The sequence below is a fragment of the Zhongshania sp. genome (assembly GCF_029212375.1).
Taxonomy (GTDB): domain Bacteria; phylum Pseudomonadota; class Gammaproteobacteria; order Pseudomonadales; family Spongiibacteraceae; genus Spongiibacter.
Genome location: NZ_JARGNU010000014.1, coordinates 44379 through 67308, shown reverse-complemented (window position 1 = coordinate 67308; position 22930 = coordinate 44379). Strand labels below are relative to the sequence as shown.

General features: G+C 51.8%; 21 protein-coding genes. 11 read left to right on the top strand and 10 right to left on the bottom strand.

From position 1 onward, the window contains the following. Positions 1-64 precede the first annotated feature (64 nt). Positions 65-2188, top strand: a complete 2124-nt coding sequence (locus P1U47_RS14045) for a carboxy terminal-processing peptidase (RefSeq protein ID WP_301029765.1) — start codon at positions 65-67, stop codon at positions 2186-2188. A 51-nt stretch (positions 2189-2239) separates the two neighbouring features. Here the strand turns inward: P1U47_RS14045 and gorA are convergent, their stop codons facing one another. The 7 genes from gorA to P1U47_RS14010 are packed head-to-tail and all read right to left on the bottom strand — an operon-like array spanning position 2240 to position 11060. Continuing rightward, a complete protein-coding gene (gorA, locus tag P1U47_RS14040; RefSeq protein WP_301029764.1) occupies positions 2240-3616 on the bottom strand; it encodes a glutathione-disulfide reductase in 1377 nt (458 codons plus the stop codon). 55 nt (positions 3617-3671) lie between these two features. Next, entirely contained in the window at positions 3672-5075 is a 1404-nt protein-coding gene (gene cysG, locus P1U47_RS14035) for a siroheme synthase CysG (RefSeq protein ID WP_301029762.1), read from the bottom strand. A gap of 2 nt (positions 5076-5077) precedes the next feature. After that, positions 5078-6382, bottom strand: a complete 1305-nt coding sequence (gene serS / locus P1U47_RS14030) for a serine--tRNA ligase (protein WP_301029760.1) — start codon at positions 6380-6382, stop codon at positions 5078-5080. 46 nt (positions 6383-6428) lie between these two features. After that, positions 6429-6806, bottom strand: a complete 378-nt coding sequence (crcB, locus tag P1U47_RS14025) for a fluoride efflux transporter CrcB (RefSeq protein WP_301029758.1) — start codon at positions 6804-6806, stop codon at positions 6429-6431. A gap of 44 nt (positions 6807-6850) precedes the next feature. Further along, positions 6851-8110, bottom strand: a complete 1260-nt coding sequence (locus P1U47_RS14020; RefSeq protein WP_301029824.1) for a replication-associated recombination protein A — start codon at positions 8108-8110, stop codon at positions 6851-6853. 35 nt (positions 8111-8145) lie between these two features. Next, positions 8146-8748, bottom strand: a complete 603-nt coding sequence (gene lolA / locus P1U47_RS14015) for an outer membrane lipoprotein chaperone LolA (RefSeq protein ID WP_301029756.1) — start codon at positions 8746-8748, stop codon at positions 8146-8148. A gap of 11 nt (positions 8749-8759) precedes the next feature. Beyond that, on the bottom strand, positions 8760-11060 hold the full coding sequence (locus P1U47_RS14010) for a DNA translocase FtsK (RefSeq protein WP_301029823.1): 2301 nt from the start codon (positions 11058-11060) through the stop codon (positions 8760-8762). A 241-nt stretch (positions 11061-11301) separates the two neighbouring features. On the opposite strand from P1U47_RS14010, the gene trxB reads away from it, so the two are divergent. The 4 genes from trxB (at position 11302) to infA (ending at position 14047) form a co-directional block, all read left to right on the top strand. After that, the gene (trxB, locus tag P1U47_RS14005; RefSeq protein WP_301029755.1) at positions 11302-12252 is read left to right on the top strand and encodes a thioredoxin-disulfide reductase; all 951 of its coding nucleotides are present in this window, start codon (positions 11302-11304) and stop codon (positions 12250-12252) included. Between the two features lie 17 nt (positions 12253-12269). Beyond that, entirely contained in the window at positions 12270-12995 is a 726-nt protein-coding gene (aat, locus tag P1U47_RS14000; protein WP_301029753.1) for a leucyl/phenylalanyl-tRNA--protein transferase, read from the top strand. Then, entirely contained in the window at positions 12992-13696 is a 705-nt protein-coding gene (locus P1U47_RS13995) for an arginyltransferase (RefSeq protein ID WP_301029751.1), read from the top strand. The genes aat and P1U47_RS13995 overlap by 4 nt, the downstream gene beginning before the upstream one ends. A gap of 132 nt (positions 13697-13828) precedes the next feature. Then, positions 13829-14047 carry a translation initiation factor IF-1 gene (gene infA / locus P1U47_RS13990; protein ID WP_008247839.1) on the top strand — a complete coding sequence of 73 codons (219 nt, stop codon included), beginning with the start codon at positions 13829-13831 and terminating at the stop codon, positions 14045-14047. Positions 14048-14057: 10 nt separating this feature from the next. On the opposite strand, the gene clpA is transcribed toward infA, so the two are convergent. Both clpA and clpS read right to left on the bottom strand, forming a co-directional pair. Next, on the bottom strand, positions 14058-16337 hold the full coding sequence (clpA, locus tag P1U47_RS13985; RefSeq protein ID WP_301029749.1) for an ATP-dependent Clp protease ATP-binding subunit ClpA: 2280 nt from the start codon (positions 16335-16337) through the stop codon (positions 14058-14060). A gap of 31 nt (positions 16338-16368) precedes the next feature. Then, positions 16369-16719, bottom strand: coding sequence for an ATP-dependent Clp protease adapter ClpS (gene clpS / locus P1U47_RS13980; protein WP_301029822.1), 351 nt, complete (start codon positions 16717-16719; stop codon positions 16369-16371). 193 nt (positions 16720-16912) lie between these two features. Between clpS and P1U47_RS13975 the strand changes: the two genes are divergently transcribed. Then, on the top strand, positions 16913-17134 hold the full coding sequence (locus P1U47_RS13975; protein WP_301029748.1) for a cold shock domain-containing protein: 222 nt from the start codon (positions 16913-16915) through the stop codon (positions 17132-17134). 47 nt (positions 17135-17181) lie between these two features. Here P1U47_RS13975 and icd read toward each other — a convergent pair whose 3' ends face one another. Then, positions 17182-18438: an NADP-dependent isocitrate dehydrogenase gene (gene icd / locus P1U47_RS13970; RefSeq protein ID WP_301029746.1), complete on the bottom strand. Its 1257-nt coding sequence runs from the start codon at positions 18436-18438 to the stop codon at positions 17182-17184. A gap of 153 nt (positions 18439-18591) precedes the next feature. Between icd and P1U47_RS13965 the strand changes: the two genes are divergently transcribed. The 5 genes from P1U47_RS13965 (at position 18592) to purB (ending at position 22929) form a co-directional block, all read left to right on the top strand. Then, positions 18592-19242, top strand: a complete 651-nt coding sequence (locus P1U47_RS13965) for a pseudouridine synthase (protein ID WP_301029821.1) — start codon at positions 18592-18594, stop codon at positions 19240-19242. A 46-nt stretch (positions 19243-19288) separates the two neighbouring features. Beyond that, complete coding sequence (locus tag P1U47_RS13960; RefSeq protein ID WP_301029745.1) at positions 19289-19735, top strand: NUDIX hydrolase; 447 nt, start codon at positions 19289-19291, stop codon at positions 19733-19735. Beyond that, positions 19735-20850, top strand: coding sequence for a tRNA 2-thiouridine(34) synthase MnmA (gene mnmA, locus P1U47_RS13955; protein WP_301029743.1), 1116 nt, complete (start codon positions 19735-19737; stop codon positions 20848-20850). The genes P1U47_RS13960 and mnmA overlap by 1 nt, the downstream gene beginning before the upstream one ends. Continuing rightward, on the top strand, positions 20847-21500 hold the full coding sequence (gene hflD, locus P1U47_RS13950) for a high frequency lysogenization protein HflD (RefSeq protein ID WP_301029741.1): 654 nt from the start codon (positions 20847-20849) through the stop codon (positions 21498-21500). The genes mnmA and hflD overlap by 4 nt, the downstream gene beginning before the upstream one ends. A 64-nt stretch (positions 21501-21564) precedes the next feature. Then, the gene (gene purB, locus P1U47_RS13945) at positions 21565-22929 is read left to right on the top strand and encodes an adenylosuccinate lyase (protein ID WP_301029739.1); all 1365 of its coding nucleotides are present in this window, start codon (positions 21565-21567) and stop codon (positions 22927-22929) included. Position 22930: the final 1 nt, after the last annotated feature.

Genomic DNA, 22930 nt, shown 5'->3' with positions numbered 1-22930 from the left:
ACTGCAATCAGCGCCTTGGCGGTGTACCATACTCAAGATCACTCGACTTTAGATGCGGTATTTAATGTTAAATAAAAGATTCGCCCGCAGTTGCTGCGTAGTTATTGCCCTTTTACTTCAATTTAGCGCTGTCCATGTTTCGGCCGATGCCATAAAAGCACTCGAACCGGAGCCCAGCCATACCACCGCAATTCGCGATATGGTTAAACAGCTGGACACCCGACATTATGTAAAGCTGGCTTTAAACGACGATTTTTCTGGAAAACTCCTCGACTCATTTTTAGATGACCTCGACCCGAATCGCCAGTTTTTACTGCAAAGCGATATCAATGAGTTTCAGAAATACCGCGACGCTTTAGACAACGAGCTGAAAAAATCCCAGCTCGACGCGGGCTTTGCTATTTTCAATCGCTACCGCGAGCGCATGCTAGACCGGCTGCAGAAGGCTCTAGACACCTTGCCAGAAACCATTGCGGCGATGGATTTTAGTACCAATGAAGACTTTCAGCTGGATCGCGCCAAAGAAGACTGGCCAAAAGACAGCGCTGCCGCCGATGAAATTTGGCGTAAGCAGATTAAAAACCGCGTATTGAGCCTGCAACTTGCAGGCAAAGACCAAGAAGGCATCGTAGACTTACTTAGTAAGCGCTTTAAAAACCAAATTAAGCGTATGGGTCAGCTAGAGTCTGAAGACGCCTTTCAGATGTACGCTAATGCTTTCGCTTCTTTATACGATCCCCACACCGATTATTTCTCGCCGCGCCTCTCTGAAAACTTTCAGATCAATATGAGCCTAAAGCTCGAAGGTATTGGTGCCGTGCTGCAAATGGAAGACGACTACACCAAAGTCGTTCGCCTAGTACCCGCAGGCCCAGCCGACAAACAGGGCCAACTGCAACCTGCCGACAAAATCATTGGCGTCGCGCAGGGCAAATCCGGTGAGATGCAAGACGTTATTGGCTGGCGCTTAGACGACGTTGTGGACTTGATTCGCGGCGCCGCTGGTTCGTTTGTACGCTTAGACGTGATTCCCGCGGTAGCCCAGAGTGAAGAAGCCCGTCGCGAGATTATTATTGAACGCAATGAAGTCAAACTTGAAGACCAAAGCGCCAAAGGCGAATTGATTGAATTTAAAGACAGCCACGGCGTGAGTCACCATGTGGGCGTGATCGACGTACCCACCTTCTATTTAGACTTTGAAGCCTACCGCTTAGGCGACACCGAGTTCCGCAGCACCACTCGCGACGTTCACCGTATTTTGGGCGAATTACTGAGCCAAGGTGCCGAAGGTATTGTGATCGACCTGCGCGACAACGGTGGCGGCTCCTTGGCAGAAGCCAATGGCATGGTCGGCCTCTTTATTGAATCTGGCCCAACCGTGCAAATTCGGCAATCGAATTCACGGGTAATTCGCGAGGGCAAGCGCCGCAGCTCGGCCTACTACTCTGGCCCATTAGCGGTGCTCATTAACCGCATGAGCGCTTCGGCCTCCGAGATATTTGCCGGCGCTATTCAGGATTATCAGCGCGGTATCGTTATTGGAACCCAGTCTTTTGGTAAGGGCACCGTGCAATCGGTTAACCCCTTGAGCCACGGCCAGTTGAAATTAACGGAATCAAAGTTCTACCGAATCTCTGGTGACAGCACTCAAAATCGTGGCGTTATTCCAGATATCGCCTTCCCACCGTTATATGACCAAGACAAAATTGGCGAGAGTATTCTCGACAATGCCCTGAGCTGGGACCGCATCGCACGCGCTAACCACCGCTACTATTTTGATTTAAAAGCAGGCTTACAAACCCTGCAACGCAAGCATGAAAAGCGTATTGCCAAAGACCCCGACTTTGTCTTTTTACAGGAGCAAATCGCAGTTATCGAAAAAATGCGCAGTAAAACCCATTTATCACTGAATATCGACAAACGTCGCACCGAGCGCGATGAGCAAAAAGCCCTGCAATTGGCGATGGAAAACCGCCGTCGGGTAGCGAAAGGTGAAGAACCCTTAAAGGCCCTAGAAGAAGACAGCAAAGACGAAGAGAGCTTGGCTTTAAATGGCGAAAGCGCGCCGGAGAGTGAAGAAGATAAAGACAAGGAAAAAGACCCAGACCCACTGCTAATTGAAGCCAGTCATATTCTGGTTGATGCTATCCCCTATTTTCAGCCTGAACGGCTGGCCAAACAGCAGTAGTAACCCCATTCGCTAGCACGTGTGTCTCGCGGGCTAGCGAATGGATCAAGGCTAACGACTGGCTTCGCGCATTGTCACAAATTCTTCGGCAACCGTTGGGTGAATGCCAATAGTGGAATCAAAGTCTGCCTTGGTAGCCCCCGCTTTTATCGCCACCGCCAAACCTTGAATAATTTCACCCGCCTCATCACCCAGCATATGAGCACCAACGACTTGGTCGGTGGCTTTATCGACAACCAGTTTTAATAAGGTTTTAGTCTTGTTGCCGCTTAAGGTGTGTTTTAAGTGCGTAAACCGCGAGGTGAATACTGCGATCTCACCAAAGTGTTCCCGCGCCTGTTCTTCGCTATAACCAACAGTCGCTAAATTTGGCTGCGAAAAAATCGCGGTGGGAATAAATTTATAATCCACGGTCTTGGTTTCGCCTTTGTACAGGCGCTTGGCTAAATTCATGCCTTCCGCCAGTGCGACTGGGGTTAATTCCATACCTCCAGTGACATCGCCAACTGCATAGATAGAGGCATCACTGGTTTGGAACGTATCGTCAACGTCAATATAACCTTGCTCAGTGAGCTTAACGCCCGTTTTTTCCAAGCCTAGGCCCTCTAACAAGGGCTTACGGCCCGTTGCATAAAGCACCTGGTCGGTGAGCATGCTGCCGCCATTCTCCAGACTAAGGCGAAAACGGCCATTCTCTGCAGCAATGGCGGTAACATTTTCGTTAAAGCGCAAATTAACGCCCTTATTGCGCATTTCCTCGGCAAGCTGCTCGCGCAACTCGGTATCGAAGCCTCGCAAAAACAAATCTCGACGGTAAATTTGATCCACTTCCACCCCAAGGCCGTGGAGAATCCCGGCAAACTCCGTGGCGATATAACCGCCCCCCACCACCACCGCGTGTTTTGGCAGGGTGTCGAGATAAAATATCTCATTGGAGCTAATAGCCAATTCACGGCCCGGAATATCGGGAATAAAGGGCCAGCCGCCCACGGCAATCAAAATCCGCTTTGCCGTGTAATGCTTGCCATCAACACTGAGCGTGTGGCCATCGACAAAGCTGGCGTGGCCATTAAGCAGTTCGACACCGGCATTACTCAGCAAATTGCCGTATATGCCATTTAAACGCTCTATTTCACGGGTTTTATTGTCGCGCAGCCGCGGCCAATCCAAGGGCTCTACCTGACTTTGCCAGCCAAACCCTTGGGCATCGCTAAAATCTTCGCGGTAATGGGCGGCGTAGCTAAACAGTTTTTTGGGCACGCAGCCAACATTGACACAGGTGCCACCCAAATAGCGCGATTCGGCAATAGCGACCCTGGCGCCAAAGCCGGCCGACATCCGCGCCGCTCTCACCCCGCCGGAACCGGCGCCAATCACAAATAAATCGTAGTCGTAGTCGTGCTCGCTTTGAGCATCAAGCTGAGTCATTAAGCCTCCGCAAATTTGGTGTATTCAGAGAAGAGAGTCGCGAAGCAGCGCGGTGTTACACCGCGCTGCCAGCAAGATCGCGAAGTTCAAACCAAGCTAGCTTTTCGCGCAGGCTTACAACTTCACCAACAATAATCAGGGTCGGCGCCCGCACGGGTTCATCAACTAGCCGGTCGACCATGGTTGCCAACGTTGCCACAACTACCTTTTGCTCTGGTGTGGTGCCCTGCTGAATAACCGCAATTGGGGTGTCGGCACCACGGCCGTGGGCGATCAATTGCTCACATATACTCGGCAAGCCGACTAGGCCCATATAAAACACCACGGTTTGATTAGGGTGGACCAATTCGGCCCAAGGCAGATTCAAGCTGTAATCTTTTAAATGCCCCGTTACAAAACGCACTGATTGCGCGTAATCGCGGTGCGTGAGCGGGATGCCCGAATAACTGGCGCAGCCAGACGCAGCGGTAATACCAGGCACCACTTGAAAGGGGATTTTTTCCTCGGCAAGTTCTTCGATCTCTTCACCGCCACGACCGAATATAAACGGGTCGCCGCCTTTTAAGCGGGCAACTTTTTTACCCTCTTTAGCGTATTTGACCAGCAGTTTATTAATGTCTTGCTGAGGCACCGCGTGATCGGCGCGGGCTTTACCCACATACACTCGCTCGGCGTCTTTGCGGCACATATCAACAATGGCAGGTGCCACCAAACGGTCGTATAAAACCACATCGGCACGCTGTAGTAAGCGCAGCGCTTTAAACGTCATTAAATCAGGATCACCAGGGCCAGCCCCGATTAAATACACTTCGCCGCCCGAGCTAGTTTCGGCCTTGGCAATGGCTTCGCTCAGCATTTCGCTGGCAACCTTATCTTTGCCGGCAAACACCATTTCGGCGATTGGGCCTTGCAGGGTTTGCTCCCAAAAATGGCGGCGATCGTCTATGTCGGCAAAGCGGGCTTTTACCGCGTCGCGAAAACTGCCCACCAAATGTGCCAAACGGCCATAAGTGGCGGGAATACTGGCCTCTAAGCGCGAACGCATTAAGCGCGCGAGCACCGGACTCTTACCACCGCTGCTCACTGCAATAATCAGCGGCGAGCGGTCAATAATCGCCGGTAGAATCACGCTGCAGAGATCCGGATTATCGACTACATTCACAGGAATATGGCGCCCGTGACAAGCTTCCGAGACCCGCTTATTCAATTCTTCATCATCAGTGGCGGCAATGACCAAAAATACGTCATCGAGCAGATGGTCGCCGTAATCGCCACGAATACATTCGCCGCCCGCGTTCAGGCAAAGCGTTGCCAGCTCTGGCAATATTTCGTGAGCAACCAGACGCAACTTGGCCCCCGCCTTACACAGCAAGCGCGCCTTGCGCAGCGCAACTTGGCCACCGCCCACTAATAAACAGGGTTTATTGCGTAAGTCGGTGAATAGCGGTAGGAACTCCATATTTAGCAGGCCCCTACTTGCAGGCTTTCGATGCCACCCATATAGCCACGCAGGGCTTCGGGTACGGTCAAAGAACCATCCGCTTGTTGGTAGTTTTCTAGAATCGCCACCAAGGTGCGGCCCACCGCCAAACCCGAGCCGTTAAGCGTGTGCAGCAACTCGGGCTTACCGGTCTCGGGGTTGCGCCAGCGCGCCATCATTCTACGCGCTTGGAAATCACCAAAATTACTGCAAGAGGAAATTTCCCGGTAAGCACTTTGGCCCGGCAACCACACTTCTAAATCGTAAGTTTTACGGGCCGAGAAACCGAGGTCGCCACCGCATAAAATCACCTTGCGATAAGGCAATTCCAAGCGCTGCAAAATCGCTTCTGCGTGTCCGGTTAGCGTATCCAAGGCCTCGTCAGACTGATCGGGACGAACAAACTGCACCAGTTCCACTTTTTCAAATTGATGCTGGCGAATCATGCCCCGCGTATCGCGGCCATAGCTGCCCGCTTCACTGCGAAAACAGGGGGTGTGGCAGGTGAAACGCAGACCCTTCTCCAGCTCGGCAGCCTCAACAATCGTGTCGCGATACATATTGGTCACCGGCACTTCGGCGGTGGGGATTAAGTAATACTCTGAATCACCCTGCAATTTAAATAAATCGGCTTCAAATTTGGGCAGCTGACCGGTGCCGCGCAAAGAGTCGGCATTGACCATATAGGGCACATACACTTCTTGGTAGCCGTGCTCGCGGGTGTGGGTGTCGAGCATTAGTTGAATTAGCGCACGGTGCATTCTGGCGAGGCCGCCGCGCATAACTGAAAAGCGGCTTCCAGTGATTTTTGCGGCAGTATCAAAATCGAGTCCACCAAGGTTCTCACCCACGTCGACGTGGTCTTTTACCTCAAAGTCGAACTCGCGGGGCTGGCCCCAGCGCAATACTTCAACATTGCAGCTTTCGTCTTTACCTTCGGGCACCTCGGCGGCGGGCAAATTCGGCACCGCCATTAATAACTGGTCGAGGGCGTCATTGGCATCTTTGGCTTGCTGTTTAAGCGCTTCCAATTCCGACTCGATTTTCGCCAAGGTTTCGTTCACCTGGGCCTTGGCTTCATCAATGCTTAATCCGGTTTTGATTAATTCGCCAATTTGCTTCGAGGCTTTTTTACGCTCGGCCAGCAGGTTCTGGCTGTTCATGTCCGCTTGCTTGCGGCTGGCATCTAAGGCCTCAAATTCTGCGGCGTTAAATTTAAAATATTTCTTATTCAGCGCCTCGGCAATTGCCTGCGAATCCTGCCGAACCTGCTTAATGTCTAACATTAACGTAAATCTCCAAGCATCTGTATTTGTTCAATAAATAATAAAATTATGCAGCGCGCAAAACCACGATTCCTAGCCAGCAAGCGACCACGCAGCTAATCAATGTGGTGAGCATATACGCCAGCGCCACCAGTATTTTTCCCGCCTCTAGTAGCGCCACCGACTCCAGTGAAAACGTGGAGAAAGTGGTAAATGCGCCCAAAAAGCCGACCATCAAAACATAGCGCCAATCTGCATGCAGCGCAGATCTTTCCGTGATTAGCACGTACACGGCACCAATCACAAAGGAGCCAATAAAGTTTACCGCGAAGGTGCCCAGCGGCCAGTGTTCTTGGGCCAAGTAATGGCTGACCATTCGGCCAACGCCATAGCGACTGAGCGCACCAGAAGCCCCGCCAAGGGCGATAAGTAAATAAATTTGCACGTGTTATCGTCTCCAAGCAGGGTGGCTATTCTATCCCATTCAGCTCAACGATAACGCTTGTAGGCAGCACTATCATCAAGCTCCTGCAAATATCGCAGCTTTTCGGCGATTTTTTTCTCTAGCCCGCGATCAACCGGCTGATAATACACCTCATCCTTTAGTGCTTCCGGCAGGTAATTTTCACCCGCCGCATAGGCGCCGGGTTCATCGTGGGCATAGCGATAGCCCTCGCCAAAGCCCTGGTCTTTCATCATCCCGGTTGGCGCATTGCGCAGGTGCATCGGCACATCGTAGCTCGGGGATGCGGTAATTTGACGGCGCACGGCATTATACGCGGCATACACGGCATTACTTTTCGGCGCGGCAGCTAAATAGCATACCGCTTGCGCCATGGCTAACTCCCCTTCTGGGCTGCCAAGCCGCTCTTGAACCTCCCATGCGTCTAGGCATAGTCGCAACGCTCTGGGGTCAGCATTGCCGATATCTTCACTGGCCATGCGCACCAAGCGTCGCGCAACATACAAAGGCTCGCAGCCGCCGTCGAGCATGCGCGCAAACCAGTACAGGGCGCCATCCACTGAGCTGCCGCGCACTGCCTTGTGCAGCGCTGAGATTTGCTCGTAAAAAAGATCGCCGCCCTTATCGAACCGCCGCGGCTGACCGCTGAGCACCTGATCGATAACATCGCCGTGCAACTCGCGCTCGGCACTGCCGCTGAGCATATCACCGGCAATCTCGAGTAAATTCAAAGCGCGACGACCATCGCCATCGGCATGGCGAGCAATTCGCTCGACCTCTGCCTGCGCTATCTGTAAACCTTCGTGGCTAGCGGCGTTGCGGACAATATCAACAATTGCGGCATCGCTAAGGGGGTTTAATTGGTAAACACGCGCCCGCGACAACAAAGCGTTATTAATTTCAAAGGAAGGGTTTTCGGTGGTCGCGCCCACAAAAATAAGGGTGCCGTCTTCCACATAGGGTAAAAAGGCATCTTGCTGGGATTTATTAAAGCGGTGTACTTCGTCAATAAACAAGATAGTACGACGCTGAAAGAATTGCTGCTGTTTGGCGTCTTCAACCGCGGCGCGAATATCCTTAACCCCCGCCAACACCGCCGAAATACTAATAAAATGGGCGTCACAGAGCTGCGCGATTAACTGCGCAAGTGTGGTTTTGCCAACGCCAGGCGGCCCCCAAAAAATCATTGAGTGGAGCTGACCGGAATCTAGCGCCCTGCGCAGCGGCTTGTCGGGCGCGAGAAGGTGATCTTGGCCAAGATAGTGGTCTAGGGTTTGGGGGCGCATACGCGCCGCCAGAGGCGCTTTGCTAGCGGCTTCTGTCAAGACTTGCTCGCCTCAGCCTCATTAAACTCAAATTCACGGTCGCTAAAGCGGTTATTGTACTTGGGATTAACAAATTCAATTTTAGTGGTTTGCTCAAGGGTATCCGTTAAGCGCATACCTGTAAGCTTGCCCCAGGTGAACATCAAGGCCATTTCGGTGAAGGAGCCCGGCTGTTTTGGCGTGAGCACAAATTCACGGGCATTGCCGTTCTTTTTGACATTCACATCATACTGGGCGGCCAGCTGGTCTATCGACATACCAATGATCATGGCCGGTGTTTGCGCCAGATTGGCATCGAAGGCCTCGGTATTGAGTTGCTCAAGGTCGGCGTCGTAGCGCCACACAGTTTGGCCGTTGCTCACCAACAAATAATGATAGGGCTCGATGCTTTCCCAGCGTATTTTATTCGGCCGTTTGAGGGCTATTGTGCCCTTGCTCTCTTGTAAAAGCTCGCCATCAACATCCCGAACCTGCTGCACAAACTTGGCATTAAGGCTTTGCGCGCCAGAGAGATGCAGGTGCAGCTGGGCAACATCGCCCTCGGCAAATCCAGTAAGAGTAAAAACTGACAAACACAAAAATATTAACAGTTGGCGCATGGGTTCTACTTCTATTCAAATGGAGGTGGAGCCAGCACTTCGCGACTACCGTTACTGGCCATCTCTGTTACGACACCAGCGGCCTCCATTGTTTCAATTAATCGGGCGGCGCGATTATAGCCGATTCGCAATTTGCGCTGTACAGCAGAGATCGAGGCGCGTCGGCTTTGAGTAACATAGGCCACCGCTTCGTCGTAAAGTGCATCGCCCTCGCCATCGTCGCTACCACCTTCGGGCGGCATACCAGGCATGGCGTCGGTACTGCTACCTTCTTCCAAAAGCCCGTCAATATACTGGGGCTCGCCCCGTCGCTTCCAGTCGGCAACCACTCGGTGAACTTCTTCGTCCGACACAAAGGCGCCGTGAACGCGAATCGGAATGCCTGCTCCCGGCGGCAGATACAACATATCGCCGTGACCGAGCAACTGTTCTGCCCCACCCTGATCGAGAATCGTTCGCGAATCTATTTTTGATGACACCTGGAAACCAATCCGCGTAGGCACGTTGGCCTTAATCAAACCGGTAATCACATCCACCGAGGGACGCTGGGTGGCCAGCAACAGGTGAATGCCAGCGGCGCGAGCCTTCTGTGCGATACGTGCTATAAGCTCTTCTACCTTTTTGCCGACGATCATCATCATGTCGGCAAATTCATCAATTACCACCACAATCGAAGGCAAAACCACTAAATCTGGCGCTTGAGCTTCTTCTAGACCCGCTTGGTAATGGTCTTCGGGTTTCCACAGTGGGTCTTTAATCGGCTCGCCGGCCAAAATGGCATCTTTAATTTTGCGGTTAAAGCCCGCTAGGTTGCGCACGCCCATTTTCGACATCAGCTTGTAGCGCCGCTCCATTTCAGCAACACACCAGCGCAGGCCATTGGCGGCGTCTTTCATATCGGTAATGACCGGTGTTAACAAATGCGGAATGCCATCGTATACCGACAATTCCAGCATCTTCGGATCGACTAGCATCAAGCGCACTTCTTCCGGCGTCGACTTATAGAGCAAGCTAATCAGCATGGCATTAACACCCACTGACTTACCCGAGCCGGTGGTACCCGCCACCAATAAATGAGGCATTTTGCCCAAGTCGGCACACACCGGCTCGCCCGAAATGTCATGACCAAGCGCGAGTGTTAGCGGCGACTTGCAGGAATCAAAAGCCTCGGACGCGAGCACATCGTGAAAATTCACAATTTCCCGGTCTTCGTTGGGAATTTCAATGCCCACATAGGGTTTGCCTGGAATTACTTCTACAACCCGCACGCTGATAACCGCCAGCGAGCGCGCCAAATCTTTTACCAAATTCGAAATTTTGCTAACTTTGACACCCGCGTCAGGCTCCAGCTCAAAGCGAGTGATAACCGGACCAGGGAATACCGCGACCACTTTGGCCGACACGCCAAAATCGAGCAGTTTAATTTCAAGCAACCGCGACATGGCCTCGAGGGTTTCGGGTGAATAGCCACGATCGGGGTTGTGTATTGCCTTGTCGAGCAAATTTAACGACGGCAACGTGCCGGTCACGGGGCCATCGAATAGCGAGGCTTGGCGTTCTTTGTCGGGTCGGCTCGACTTGGCCACTGGCTTTGGTGGCGGCGCTATTTGCGGTGGAATTCGGGTCTTTTGTATTTCGGTCTTCTTGGCGACAGACTCATGGCGCTGTTGCTTGGCCACGGCGGCTTTACGGCGCTCATGCCTAGCCAATTTGTAGTGATACAATTTTTCTCGGCTTTGATCAAATAAACGCAACGTGAGCGCACCGAGCGAGTCCATTAATCTAATCCACGACAAGTCCGTGAATACGGTCAAACCAAACAGCAAAATAGCAATTAACAGCAGGCGACTACCAAACTCATTAAATGAGCTCATGGTGGCGTGACCCACTGCGTCGCCCAGCACCCCGCCCGCACCAAATGGCAGACCGCTATTGCCGTAATCGCCGTTGGCGGCAAGCCCTGTGCTGGAAATCATCACCAACACTAAGCCGATTAAGCGCAGTACAAAAATCAGGGAGTCGAAGCCCGCGGGCCGATAGCGCTCCTTAAACAGGCGCCAAGCTCTAAAGCCGAGCATGGCAGGAAATAAATACGCCATAAAGCCAAACAGCGCAAAGAACACATCGGCCAACCACGCCCCCACAGGGCCGCCGGTATTAACCACGCTATCGCCATTGCCGGTGCGCGACCAGCCCGGATCATTGCCGCTATAACTCAACAGCGAGACAAAGATATAAATGCACACCGCAACAAAGGCAATTAACAAACCTTCGCGCAGACGCAAATTTAAAATTTCACGGTTTTCTACCATGGATGCTGATGTTGATTTTGGCAAAAGAAAACGGTTTCCTAAGTTTGTGCGTAAAATTTGCGCACTGCCTGATGCAAGGCATTGAAAAAGCGTAAACGATCCCAATATTAGCACTATGTCATGACACTTGTCGCCGCACAGAGCTTTTGCTGCCGATAGTGAATTACCCTATGATATGCGCCTATTCTCAGTCATTTTGGATTGATCGAAGTTCAATCCCCCTGCTTGGATACAGTGATTTATGAGCGACAGCCAACACCACCGCCTGATAATTCTGGGCTCCGGCCCTGCCGGCTACACTGCTGCGGTCTACGCCGCCCGTGCCAACTTGAATCCCGTGATCATTACCGGCATTCAACAAGGTGGTCAGTTAACTACCACCACAGATGTTGATAACTGGCCTGGCGATCAAAACGGCGTTCAAGGTCCTGAACTCATGCAGAGAATGCAAGAGCATGCCGAGCGTTTCGACACTCAGGTACTATTTGACCACATAGAATCAGTAGACCTTAAAAACAAGCCATTCACCCTTACCGGCAGTAAAACCTATACCTGCGACGCCTTAATAATTGCCACTGGCGCCTCGGCGCAGTACCTCGGCCTACCCTCTGAAGAAACCTTTATGGGTAAGGGCGTATCGGCCTGCGCAACCTGCGACGGTTTTTTCTACCGCGGCAAAAAAGTAGCGGTTATTGGCGGGGGCAACACCGCTGTTGAGGAAGCGCTGTATTTATCGAATATCGCCTCTGAAGTGACCTTAGTACACCGTCGCGACAGCCTGCGCTCGGAAAAAATTCTGCAAGACAAGCTCCTAGAGCGCGCAGAGAATGGCAATGTCAATATTCTATGGAATCACCAATTAGATGAAGTTTTAGGTGACGACAGCGGCGTAACAGGCCTGCGCCTGAACAGCACCAAGGGTGAAGGCAGCCAAGAAATCGACGTAGCTGGGGTATTTATCGCGATTGGCCATAAGCCCAATACCGATATTTTCCAAGGTCAGCTCGAAATGAAAGATGGCTACCTTAAAATTCACAGCGGCACCGACGGCAATGCCACTCGGACTAGCGTAGAAGGCGTATTTGCCGCTGGCGATGTGGCCGACCATATTTATCGCCAAGCGGTAACCTCTGCTGGCTTTGGCTGCATGGCGGCGCTGGATGCTGAACGCTACCTAGACGATTTGGCTTAAGTACGGCAACTTAATCAATGTCCGCCATTCCATGGCTAGATCCGACTGACCTGCGTTTCCCAGCCATTGAATCTGCGTTAGAGGACCCCAACGGCCTGTTGGCCGTTGGCGGTGATCTCAGCGTACCGCGACTTTTAGCGGCTTATCGGCAGGGTATATTTCCGTGGTATGAGGAGTCCCAGCCCATTTTATGGTGGGCGCCACAACCCCGTGCGGTGGTATTTCCCGAACGCCTGCATATTGCTCGCAGCCTGCGCAAAGAATTGCGCCGTTTCGAATACGACGTGAGCTTTGATCAGGATTTTGGCGGCGTAATACAAGGCTGCGCCGAGCTAAGCCAAAAGCGACCAGGCACGTGGATTTCTGATGACATGCGCAGTGCATACCAAAACTTACACAACGCCGGCTGGGCACATTCGGTAGAAGTATGGCGTCACGGCAAGCTAATTGGTGGCCTTTACGGCGTGGCAATTGGCAAAATGTTTTACGGCGAGTCGATGTTTAGCCGCGAGTCGAATGCTTCAAAAATTGCTTTTGTTCATCTTTGCGGTCAATTGCAAGAATGGGGCTTCCCCCTCATTGATTGTCAGATAAGTAACGATTATCTTGAGACCATGGGTGCGGAGGAAATGGATCGTGCAAGCTTCAAAAAATGCCTACAGTCATACACTAACATCGAGTGCGCACCAGCAAAATGGACCCTCGACTGGTATTACGGCAAGCCGCCAGTGACCAGCGCATGACTGACGACAAACAAATCAAACTTTACGCTACTCATCCCCACCCCTGTAGCTATTTTGGCGACCGTGAAGCAAAAACACTTTTCATCGACCCCGATGCCAATATCTCTACACCGGTCTATAGCGAGCTATCGCGCCGCGGCTTTCGCCGCAGTGGCGCGCACATCTACCGCCCCGACTGTGGCGCCTGCAAAGCGTGTATCGCGTCACGAGTGCCTGCTAATTTATTTAAACCTAGCCGCACCCAACGCAAAGTCGCCAACCGCAATAGTGATTTAAACGCCCGCATTTCAGATAGCCCAGCCGACAACGCCTACGCGCTTTATGAGAAATACATAAACAGCCGTCATCGCGACGGTGATATGTATCCCCCGTCGCGCCAGCAATTTGATAGTTTTTTAGGCCAAGGTAGCGAGGCCAGCCAATATATTCATTTTTACTTGGCCGAGCAGCTGATTGCGATCGCTGTTACCGACGTATTAGATGATGGCTTATCCGCAATTTACACCTTTTATGATCCTGATTTCCCGCAGCGCAGCTTGGGTGTTTACGGTATTCTTTGGCAAATTTCGCGCTGCAAAGACCTCGCGCTACCCTATCTTTACCTTGGCTATTGGATTCGCGACTGCCAAAAAATGCGTTATAAAACCGACTACAAGCCAATAGAACTGCTAATGAGCAACCGTTGGCTGCGTTTAAATTAAGCATATCTCCACAATTGACGTTGCAAATTGCCATCAGGCTCAAATTAGGGCAAAATGCGCGCAGTTTTGACGGCCCTACGTGGCTTCAGTGCATTGCACTTAATTTTAAAGACTCTCGAGGATAGTTGCCGAATGGCGAAAGAAGACCAGATCGAAATGGAAGGCGAAGTCATCGACACCTTGCCGAATACTACTTTTCGCGTGCGCCTAGAAAACGGACACGTTGTTACTGCCCATATCTCAGGCAAAATGCGCAAGCATTACATCAGGATTTTAACTGGTGACAAGGTCAAGGTGGAATTAACCCCCTATGACCTAAGCAAAGGCCGCATCACCTTCCGCGGCCGCTAAGAAATACCTGCTAATCGCAGGTCTGGCCCGCCTCTTCTTCCACTGCCTCCGCAGCTAGGGCCAGCTTGTCACCTTTCACGCTGACATTAACCACGCCACCGCATTTCTCAAGACTGCCAAACAACACCAGTTCAGCTAACGGCTTCTTGATATGCTCTTGGATAATTCTGGCCATTGGCCGAGCACCCATGTGCTTATCGTAACCGTGCTCAACCAACCAGCGGCGCGCCTCATCATCCACATGCAGAGCAACCTTCTTGTCGTCTAGCTGCGCCTGCAATTCCACCAAGAACTTATCAACCACGGTTAACACAACCTCTGGCTGTAAAGGCTCGAAAGAGATTACGCTATCGAGACGGTTGCGGAACTCTGGGGTAAACAGACGATTAATCGCTTCAGTCGAATCGGTTTGATTATCCTGCTCGGTAAAGCCTATTGAACGACGACTGATACTTTCTGCACCGGCATTGGTTGTCATCACAAAGATCACATTGCGAAAATCCGCTTTGCGACCATTGTTATCGGTCAGCGAGCCGTGATCCATAACCTGCAATAACAGATTGAACAAATCAGGGTGCGCCTTTTCGATCTCATCCAACAACACCACCGAGTGCGGGTGCTTGGTTACCGAGTCGGTCAGCAAGCCACCTTGATCAAAACCAACATAGCCAGGGGGCGCGCCAATTAACCGCGATACGGTGTGGCGCTCCATATACTCAGACATATCGAAGCGAATAAGCTCCAAGCCCAGCAGCTTAGCCAGCTGCCGACAAATTTCGGTCTTACCAACACCGGTAGGCCCAGCCAGCAAAAAACTGCCTATAGGCTTTTCTGGTGACTTGAGGCCTGCCCTCGCCAGCTTGATCGAGGCGCTTAGCTCGGCAACCGCTTTGTCTTGACCAAAAACCACCATTTTCAGATTATCTTCCAATTTCACCAGCGAAGCGCGGTCGTCAGACGACACACTCTTAGGTGGAATACGGGCGATTTTCGCAACAATGGCCTCGATCTCGGCAATATCAATTTTCTCAACGCGGTTTTCTGGCTTCTGCAGACGCTGGTAGGCACCCGCTTCATCAATGACATCAATCGCCTTATCGGGCAAAAAGCGGTCATTTATATACCGAGCAGACAATTCCGCGGCAGAGCGCAGCGCGCCATCGCTGTACTTTAATTCGTGATGACTTTCAAAGCGCGAGCGCAGACCTTTGAGGATTAAATACGTGTCTTCAACAGATGGCTCATTAACATCGACTTTCTGGAAGCGGCGACTTAGTGCGCGATCCTTATCAAAAATACCGCGGTATTCCTGGAAAGTCGTTGAACCTATACAGCGCATCTGCCCAGAGCTTAGCAGCGGCTTCAATAGGTTGGAGGCATCCATAACACCGCCGGAAGCGGCACCGGCACCAATAATGGTGTGAATCTCGTCAATGAACAAAATCGCGCCGGGACGTTTTTTAAGATCAGCCAGCAAACCCTTAAGCCGCTTTTCAAAATCGCCACGGTATTTGGTGCCGGCCAGCAAGGCGCCCATGTCTAGCGAGTAGACCACGCTACCCACCAATACATCAGGCACTTCGCCGTCAACAATACGCTTGGCCAAGCCTTCGGCAATTGCGGTTTTACCCACACCGGACTCACCCACTAATAAGGGGTTGTTTTTACGGCGACGGGTTAAAATTTGTGCGACTCGCTCAACCTCTTCGGCGCGCCCAATCAAGGGGTCGATACGACCCGCTTTTGCTTCGGCGTTAAGGTTGGTGGCAAAATTTTCCAGTGGACGCTGCTCAGGATCAGCATTTTCACCCTCGGCGTCTTGGCTTTGATCGTGCTCAAGGCCTTCGGCGCCAGACACTTTAGAGATGCCGTGAGTAATAAAATTAACCACATCTAAGCGATTAACACTCTGCGATTTCAAAAAGTAAACCGCTTGGCTTTCCTGCTCACTAAAGATTGCGACCAACACATTGGCGCCAGTGACTTCCTGCTTGCCGGAAGACTGCACATGGAATACTGCGCGCTGTAATACGCGCTGAAAACCGAGCGTCGGCTGAGTATCGCGCTCTACATCGGTTTCCGGTATTCGTGGCGTGGTTGCGTCGACAAACTCCTTAAGTTCGCCTTTGAGCTGTAGCAAGTCAGCGCCGCAGGCCAGTAATACTTTTACGGCCGCCTCGTTGTCTGCCAGCGCAAGCAATAGATGTTCGACGGTCATGAACTCATGCCGACGACTACGAGCCGATTTAAATGCCTGGCTCAAGGTTGTTTCTAGGTCTTTGCTCAACATAGACTACATTCGCCTTCTGCAATTACCAGTGTTAGTCGTCGCTCTCTTCTATCTCAGCAAGTAGCGGGTGACCGTTGTCTCTAGCGTACTGATTCACCAGCGCGGCTTTTGTCTCCGCAATATCCTTGGTGAACACTCCACACACTCCCTTACCCTTGGTGTGAACGGCCAGCATGACTTGCGTCGCGCGCTGACGATCCAAATAGAAGAAGTCCTCCAAAACCTCAACAACAAACTCCATGGGCGTATAGTCATCGTTAAGTAAGACCACAGCATACATACGTGGTTTCTTCAATTCAGGTTTTGATTCCTGAACCGCGATACCGTTACCGTGATCCTCGTCTTCCGGCTTATTAGCCATATTCTGTATATTAATCTGCATTTTCACTGATGTTACCTGAGCTTATCACCACTATAACCCCGCGCAATAGGGAAATTCACCAACTTCCCATCTTACAACGTCTTTACTTGACGCGGTGGCCGGACTGTTTTAAAAATGGGGGCTGTATTAGGAAATACAAGGTAGTTTACGTTAACTAAGCAATAACTATAACGACAATTAAGGAAGAAAGGCTATGCAAAGCGGTGTTGTAAAGTGGTTCAATAACGCCAAAGGATATGGGTTTATCGTATCCGAAAGTGGTGAAGATGAAATTTTCGCCCACTATTCAGCGATCACCATGGAAGGCTACAAAACCCTAAAAGCGGGGCAATCTGTAGTATTTAAAGCTGAACCTGGCCCCAAAGGACTGCACGCAATCGACATTAAAACTGCCGAAACGCAAACGCAAGAATAGCGCCGCGGAAAGAAATCGCCACCCGCAACGCGGGCGGCGATAATTTTTTACGCCATGTGTTTAACGATAGCGTCACCAAACTCTGAACATTTCAGCAAGGTTGCACCTTCCATCAAACGCTCAAAATCATAGGTTACGGTTTTAGCCTGAATAGCACCGTTCATGCCAGTAATAATCAGATCTGCCGCTTCGTTCCAACCCATATGACGCAGCATCATTTCGGCAGACAGAATCAGTGAGCCTGGGTTCACCTTGTCTTGGCCGGTGTACTTAGGTGCAGTACCGTGAGTTGCTTCAAACAGCGCAATGTTGTCGCTCATATTTGCGCCAGGTGCAATACCAATGCCGCCTACCTGCGCAGCCAGTGCGTCAGACAGATAATCGCCGTTCAAGTTAAGCGTAGCAATAACGCTGTACTCGTCTGGGCGCAACAGCACTTGCTGGAGCATTGCGTCGGCAATTACGTCTTTAATGACGATCTCTTTGCCGGTATTTGGGTTCTTAATGCTCACCCATGGGCCGCCGTCGATCAGCTCGCCACCAAACTCGTCCATCACCAATTCGTATGCCCAAGACTTAAACGCGCCTTCGGTGAATTTCATGATATTGCCCTTGTGGACAATAGTCAGTGATGGCAAATCTTGGTCGATAGTGTACTGAACAGCCTTGCGCACTAAGCGCTTAGTACCTTCGAGCGAAACTGGCTTAATACCAATACCGCAATCCTGTGGGAAGCGAATTTTGGTAACGCCCATTTCATCCTGAAGGAAATCAATAATTTTAGTTGCTTCAGGAGTACCCGCTTTCCACTCGATACCAGCGTAGATATCTTCCGAGTTCTCGCGGAAAATAACCATATTGGTCTTGCCTGGCTCTTTAACTGGTGAAGGCACGCCTTCGAACCAACGCACCGGACGCTGACAAACATACAGGTCCAATTCTTGACGCAGGGCCACGTTTAATGAACGGAAACCGCCGCCAACTGGCGTAGTTAACGGGCCTTTAATGCCTACTACGTAGTCTTTGATTGCATCTAATGTTTCAGCGGGAAACCAGTCGCCGTCATACAGCTCAGCGGCTTTCTCGCCGGTATAAATTTCCATCCAGCTGATTTTTTTCTTGCCTGAGTAGGCTTTTGCTACGGCTGCATCAACTACGTTGATCATCACCGGAGTAATGTCGACCCCGATGCCATCACCTTCGATAAAAGGTATTACTGGCCGATCGGGTACGTTCAGGGAAAGATCCGCATTAACGGTGATTTTCTCGCCCTCTGCAGGTACCTTGATATGTTGGTATCCCATTTTTGACTCCATGGTTTATCAGTTAGTATCTGTGCTCGCACTTGCTCACAATACGAAGATTGACTGTATTAGGTATAATACAGCTTCGGTAAAAAGCGCGACATTGTAACACTTTATACCGAGATTTCTTCTATGAATGAGCCTATTTTTAACGTGAGCGACATTTTTATTTTCAACAAGCCCTTCCAAGTAATGAGTCAATTTACCGACTCAGATGGTCGCGCCACCCTAGCCGATTACATCAGGATACCCGCCATATATCCAGCGGGAAGGCTTGATTACGACTCAGAAGGCCTAATGATTTTAACCGGCAACGGCGAGCTACAGCATCAAATTAGCCATCCGCGCCACAAACTAAAAAAAACCTACTGGGCCCAAGTAGAAGGTGAAATAAGCGATTCCGCCCTCGCCCAGCTCCGCAACGGAATTACGCTAAAAGACGGCCCTACTCTGCCGGCAAACGCCGAACGCATCCCTGAGCCGAGCCCAATTTGGCCCAGAGATCCACCGGTGCGCTTTCGCGCCGCCATCCCCACCAGTTGGATTAGCCTGCAAATTAGTGAGGGCCGCAATCGCCAAGTTCGACGCATGACAGCCGCAGTCGGTTTCCCCACGCTGCGTTTGATTCGCGCCGCAATTGGCGACTGGGCACTTGACGGCCTGGCACCAGGTGAGCACCGAAAAATAACACTTTGCGACGAGTTTAAGCGCTACGCTAGCCCAAACAAGCCTGCGTCACGGCGCACAAATTACAAGCCCCGCAACAAAAGCCCACGGCCCACTGGCCGCAAACGTAGTCCTTGAGCGGCGGCAGCTGTTACAATTCCGCTTTTGGTATTCGGACAAGACTATGGACTGGCAGCCCCACGTCACCGTGGCAACCTTGGTTGAAAACGACGGCAAGTTTTTATTTGTTGAAGAGATTAAAAACGGTCAGCGAGTAATCAATCAGCCCGCCGGCCACCTCGAACAGAACGAAAGCCTTATAGAAGCTGCCAGTCGCGAGACCTTAGAGGAGACCCAGTGGCGGGTTGAAATCCTAGGTGTTGTCGGCTTGGGCTTATACACCGCGCCGAGTAATGGCGTGACCTATCAGCGCACCAGCTTTTTTGCCAGGCCAATCGCCTTTTGCCCAGAACAGCCGCTCGACAGCGATATTGAACAAGCCATTTGGCTAACGGTAGATGAACTCCGCGAGCGCCGCGCCATGCTGCGCAGCCCGCTGGTGTTGGAATGTTTAGAGCGCTATCTCGCCGGCCACCGCTACCCCCTGTCAATGATTTACGGAACACGCTAATGCAGCCAAGCACAAGCCCAGACAACAGTAAAACCAAGGTTATCGTCGGTATGTCCGGCGGTGTCGATTCCTCGGTTTCCGCCCTGCTATTAATGCAGCAGGGTTATCAGGTCGAAGGCCTGTTTATGAAAAACTGGGACGAAGACGACGGCACCGAATACTGCACCGCCAAAGATGATTTGGCCGATGCCGCTGCAGTATGCAAAACCTTGGGTATTCACCTGCATACCGCAAATTTTGCCAGCGAATATTGGGACAATGTCTTTGAGCACTTTTTGGCAGAATACAAGGCAGGCCGCACGCCCAACCCAGACATTCTCTGCAATCGCGAAATTAAATTTAAGGCCTTCCTCGACTACGCCTTAGTGCTGGGTGCCGACTACATCGCCACGGGTCACTACACCCGCCGCCGCGATGTTGACGATAGCAGTCAACTACTAAAAGGCCTCGACCCCAACAAAGACCAAAGCTATTTTCTCCACGCCGTGGGCAGCGAACAGCTAGCTAAAACGCTATTCCCCGTAGGCGAGATTGAAAAGCCCGTGGTGCGCGCCCTTGCCGAGGAGCACGGCCTTATCACTCACAACAAAAAAGACAGTACCGGTATATGCTTTATTGGTGAGCGCCGCTTTAAAGACTTTTTGCAGCAATACCTGCCCGCCAAGCCTGGCCGTATCGAAAGCTTGGATGGCCTAGATATGGGCGAGCACAGCGGATTGATGTACCACACCATTGGCCAGCGTCAGGGCCTGGGGATTGGCGGTGTTAAGGGCGGCGGCGAAGAGCCCTGGTATGTCGTAGACAAAGATTTAGACCGCAACGTCTTGCTGGTCGCCCAAGGTGGCCAACACCCCTCGCTGTTTAAACAAGCCCTGCAAGTTGGCGAGATCCACTGGATTAGCGGACAAGCGCCAGCGCTACCCCATACCTGCAAGGCTAAAACCCGCTACCGGCAAGCCGATCAAGACTGCGAAATTCGCGCCGCCGACAGCGGCTTTGAAGTGCATTTTAGCGACGCCCAGCGCGCCATCACGCCTGGGCAATCGGTGGTATTTTACGACGACGACATCTGCCTTGGTGGCGGTGTTATCGAAGCAGGGTTTAATTATTTATGAGTAGTACAGTGAGTAAACCCGAGCAACTCGCAAGGCAGCAAACCCTCGCCCTTGCCGCCATTGTGCAAGGCACGGTGCTGGTCGATCAAATAGCCCGCACTGGTCAAGCCGAGCCCCAAGCGCTGGAAGCGTCTATTAATAGCCTTTTCGCATTTTCTGCAACCACCGTTGAAGAGGCCTATGGCGGCATCGAAAACCTAGAGGTGGGCATCCGTGGCCTGCGCGACTTATTAAGCGGCAACGATTACGGCGAGCGTCGCGCTGTTATGCGGTACTGCCTAGGCGTTTTGCATTTACATAAAAAACTGCGGGGCGACGACACCACCTCGGCACTGCTGCGCAACAGACTCCAGCACGCCGCAAAAAACAAAGAGATGAATAATATAGATATCAGCAGCTTAAGCTCATCTCTTTCATCAATTTATCAAGACACAATATCAAAATACAATTTCCGAATCCAAATAACCGGCAGCGCCCAAGAACTGCAAAATGCCAATAACGCCGCACGTATTCGCAGCTTGTTACTCGCCTCGATACGCGCCGCGTATTTGTGGCGCCAAGCTGGCGGTAGCCGCTGGAAACTCGTCTTTCAGCGCAACCGGCTTTTTGCCCAAACCAAACAGCTGCTCAGCACTGAAATTCCCCGTTAACTCGTGTATTATTGCGCGCTTTCCGCATGGCCCGCCCCGCACAGCACAGTAAAAGGTATTGAACATGGACTTATCCGCGCTTTCCGCCGTCTCACCCGTCGATGGCCGCTACGGCAGCAAAACCGCGCCACTGCGCCCCGTATTCAGCGAATTTGGTCTTATCAAATACCGCCTAATTGTTGAAGTGCGCTGGCTGCAAGCCTTAGCCGCCAACCCTAGCGTGATTGAAGTGCCCGCCTTGAGCGACACCGCAAATGCTGCCCTAGAAACCCTCATCAGTGATTTCGATGAAAGCGGCGCGCAAAAGGTAAAAGACATCGAGGCAACTACCAACCACGACGTTAAAGCCATTGAATACTTTATTAAAGACGCGATTAGCAGCAACGCTGAATTAGCTGCAATTTCCGAATTCGTGCATTTCGCCTGCACTTCAGAAGACATCAACAACCTATCTCACGCACTGATGCTGCAAGCAGGTCGCGAAATATTGCTCGCCGACGCCGATGCCATTATTAATAAGCTGACTGAGCAGGCTCACGAGTTTGCCGACGTGCCAATGCTCGCCCGCACCCACGGCCAAACTGCCAGCCCCACCACCATGGGCAAAGAGTTTGCCAACGTTGTCGCCCGCCTGCGTCGCCAGCGCGCGGCCATTGCCGACGTTAGCCTGCTAGGGAAAATTAACGGCGCCGTGGGCAACTACAACGCCCACCTGTCGGCCTATCCCGACATCGACTGGGAAGCCCACGCCGACGCTTTTATTAGCAAACTCGGTATCAACTGGAATCGCTACACTACCCAGATTGAGCCCCACGATTACATCGCCGAGTTATTCGACGCAATCGCCCGCTTTAACACCATTTTGATCGACCTCGACCGCGATATTTGGGGTTATATCTCGCTGGGCTACTTCAAACAGCGCACTATTGCTGGCGAAGTGGGCTCCTCCACCATGCCGCACAAGGTCAACCCCATTGACTTCGAAAACTCCGAAGGCAATTTAGGTTTGGCCAATGCAGTGCTTAATCACTTGGCCGCCAAGCTGCCGATCTCGCGCTGGCAGCGCGACCTTACCGACTCCACCGTATTGCGCAATATGGGCGTGGGCATTGCCTACAGCACCATGGCCTATGCCGCCACGATGAAAGGCCTGAGCAAGTTGGAAATTAATGTCGCCCGCATTGCCGCCGATCTTGACGACAGCTGGGAAGTGCTCGCCGAGCCTATTCAAACCGTGATGCGCCGCTACGCCGTTGCCGAACCCTATGAAAAACTCAAGGCGCTTACCCGCGGCCAGCGCATTACCGCGGAAATACTGAAAGAGTTTGTTGCAACCCTGGATATTCCTGAGGCGGCTAAAGCCGAATTGCGCGAGCTTACTCCGGCCAAATACATCGGCAATGCCGCTGCCCAAGCAAAGCGGATCTGAT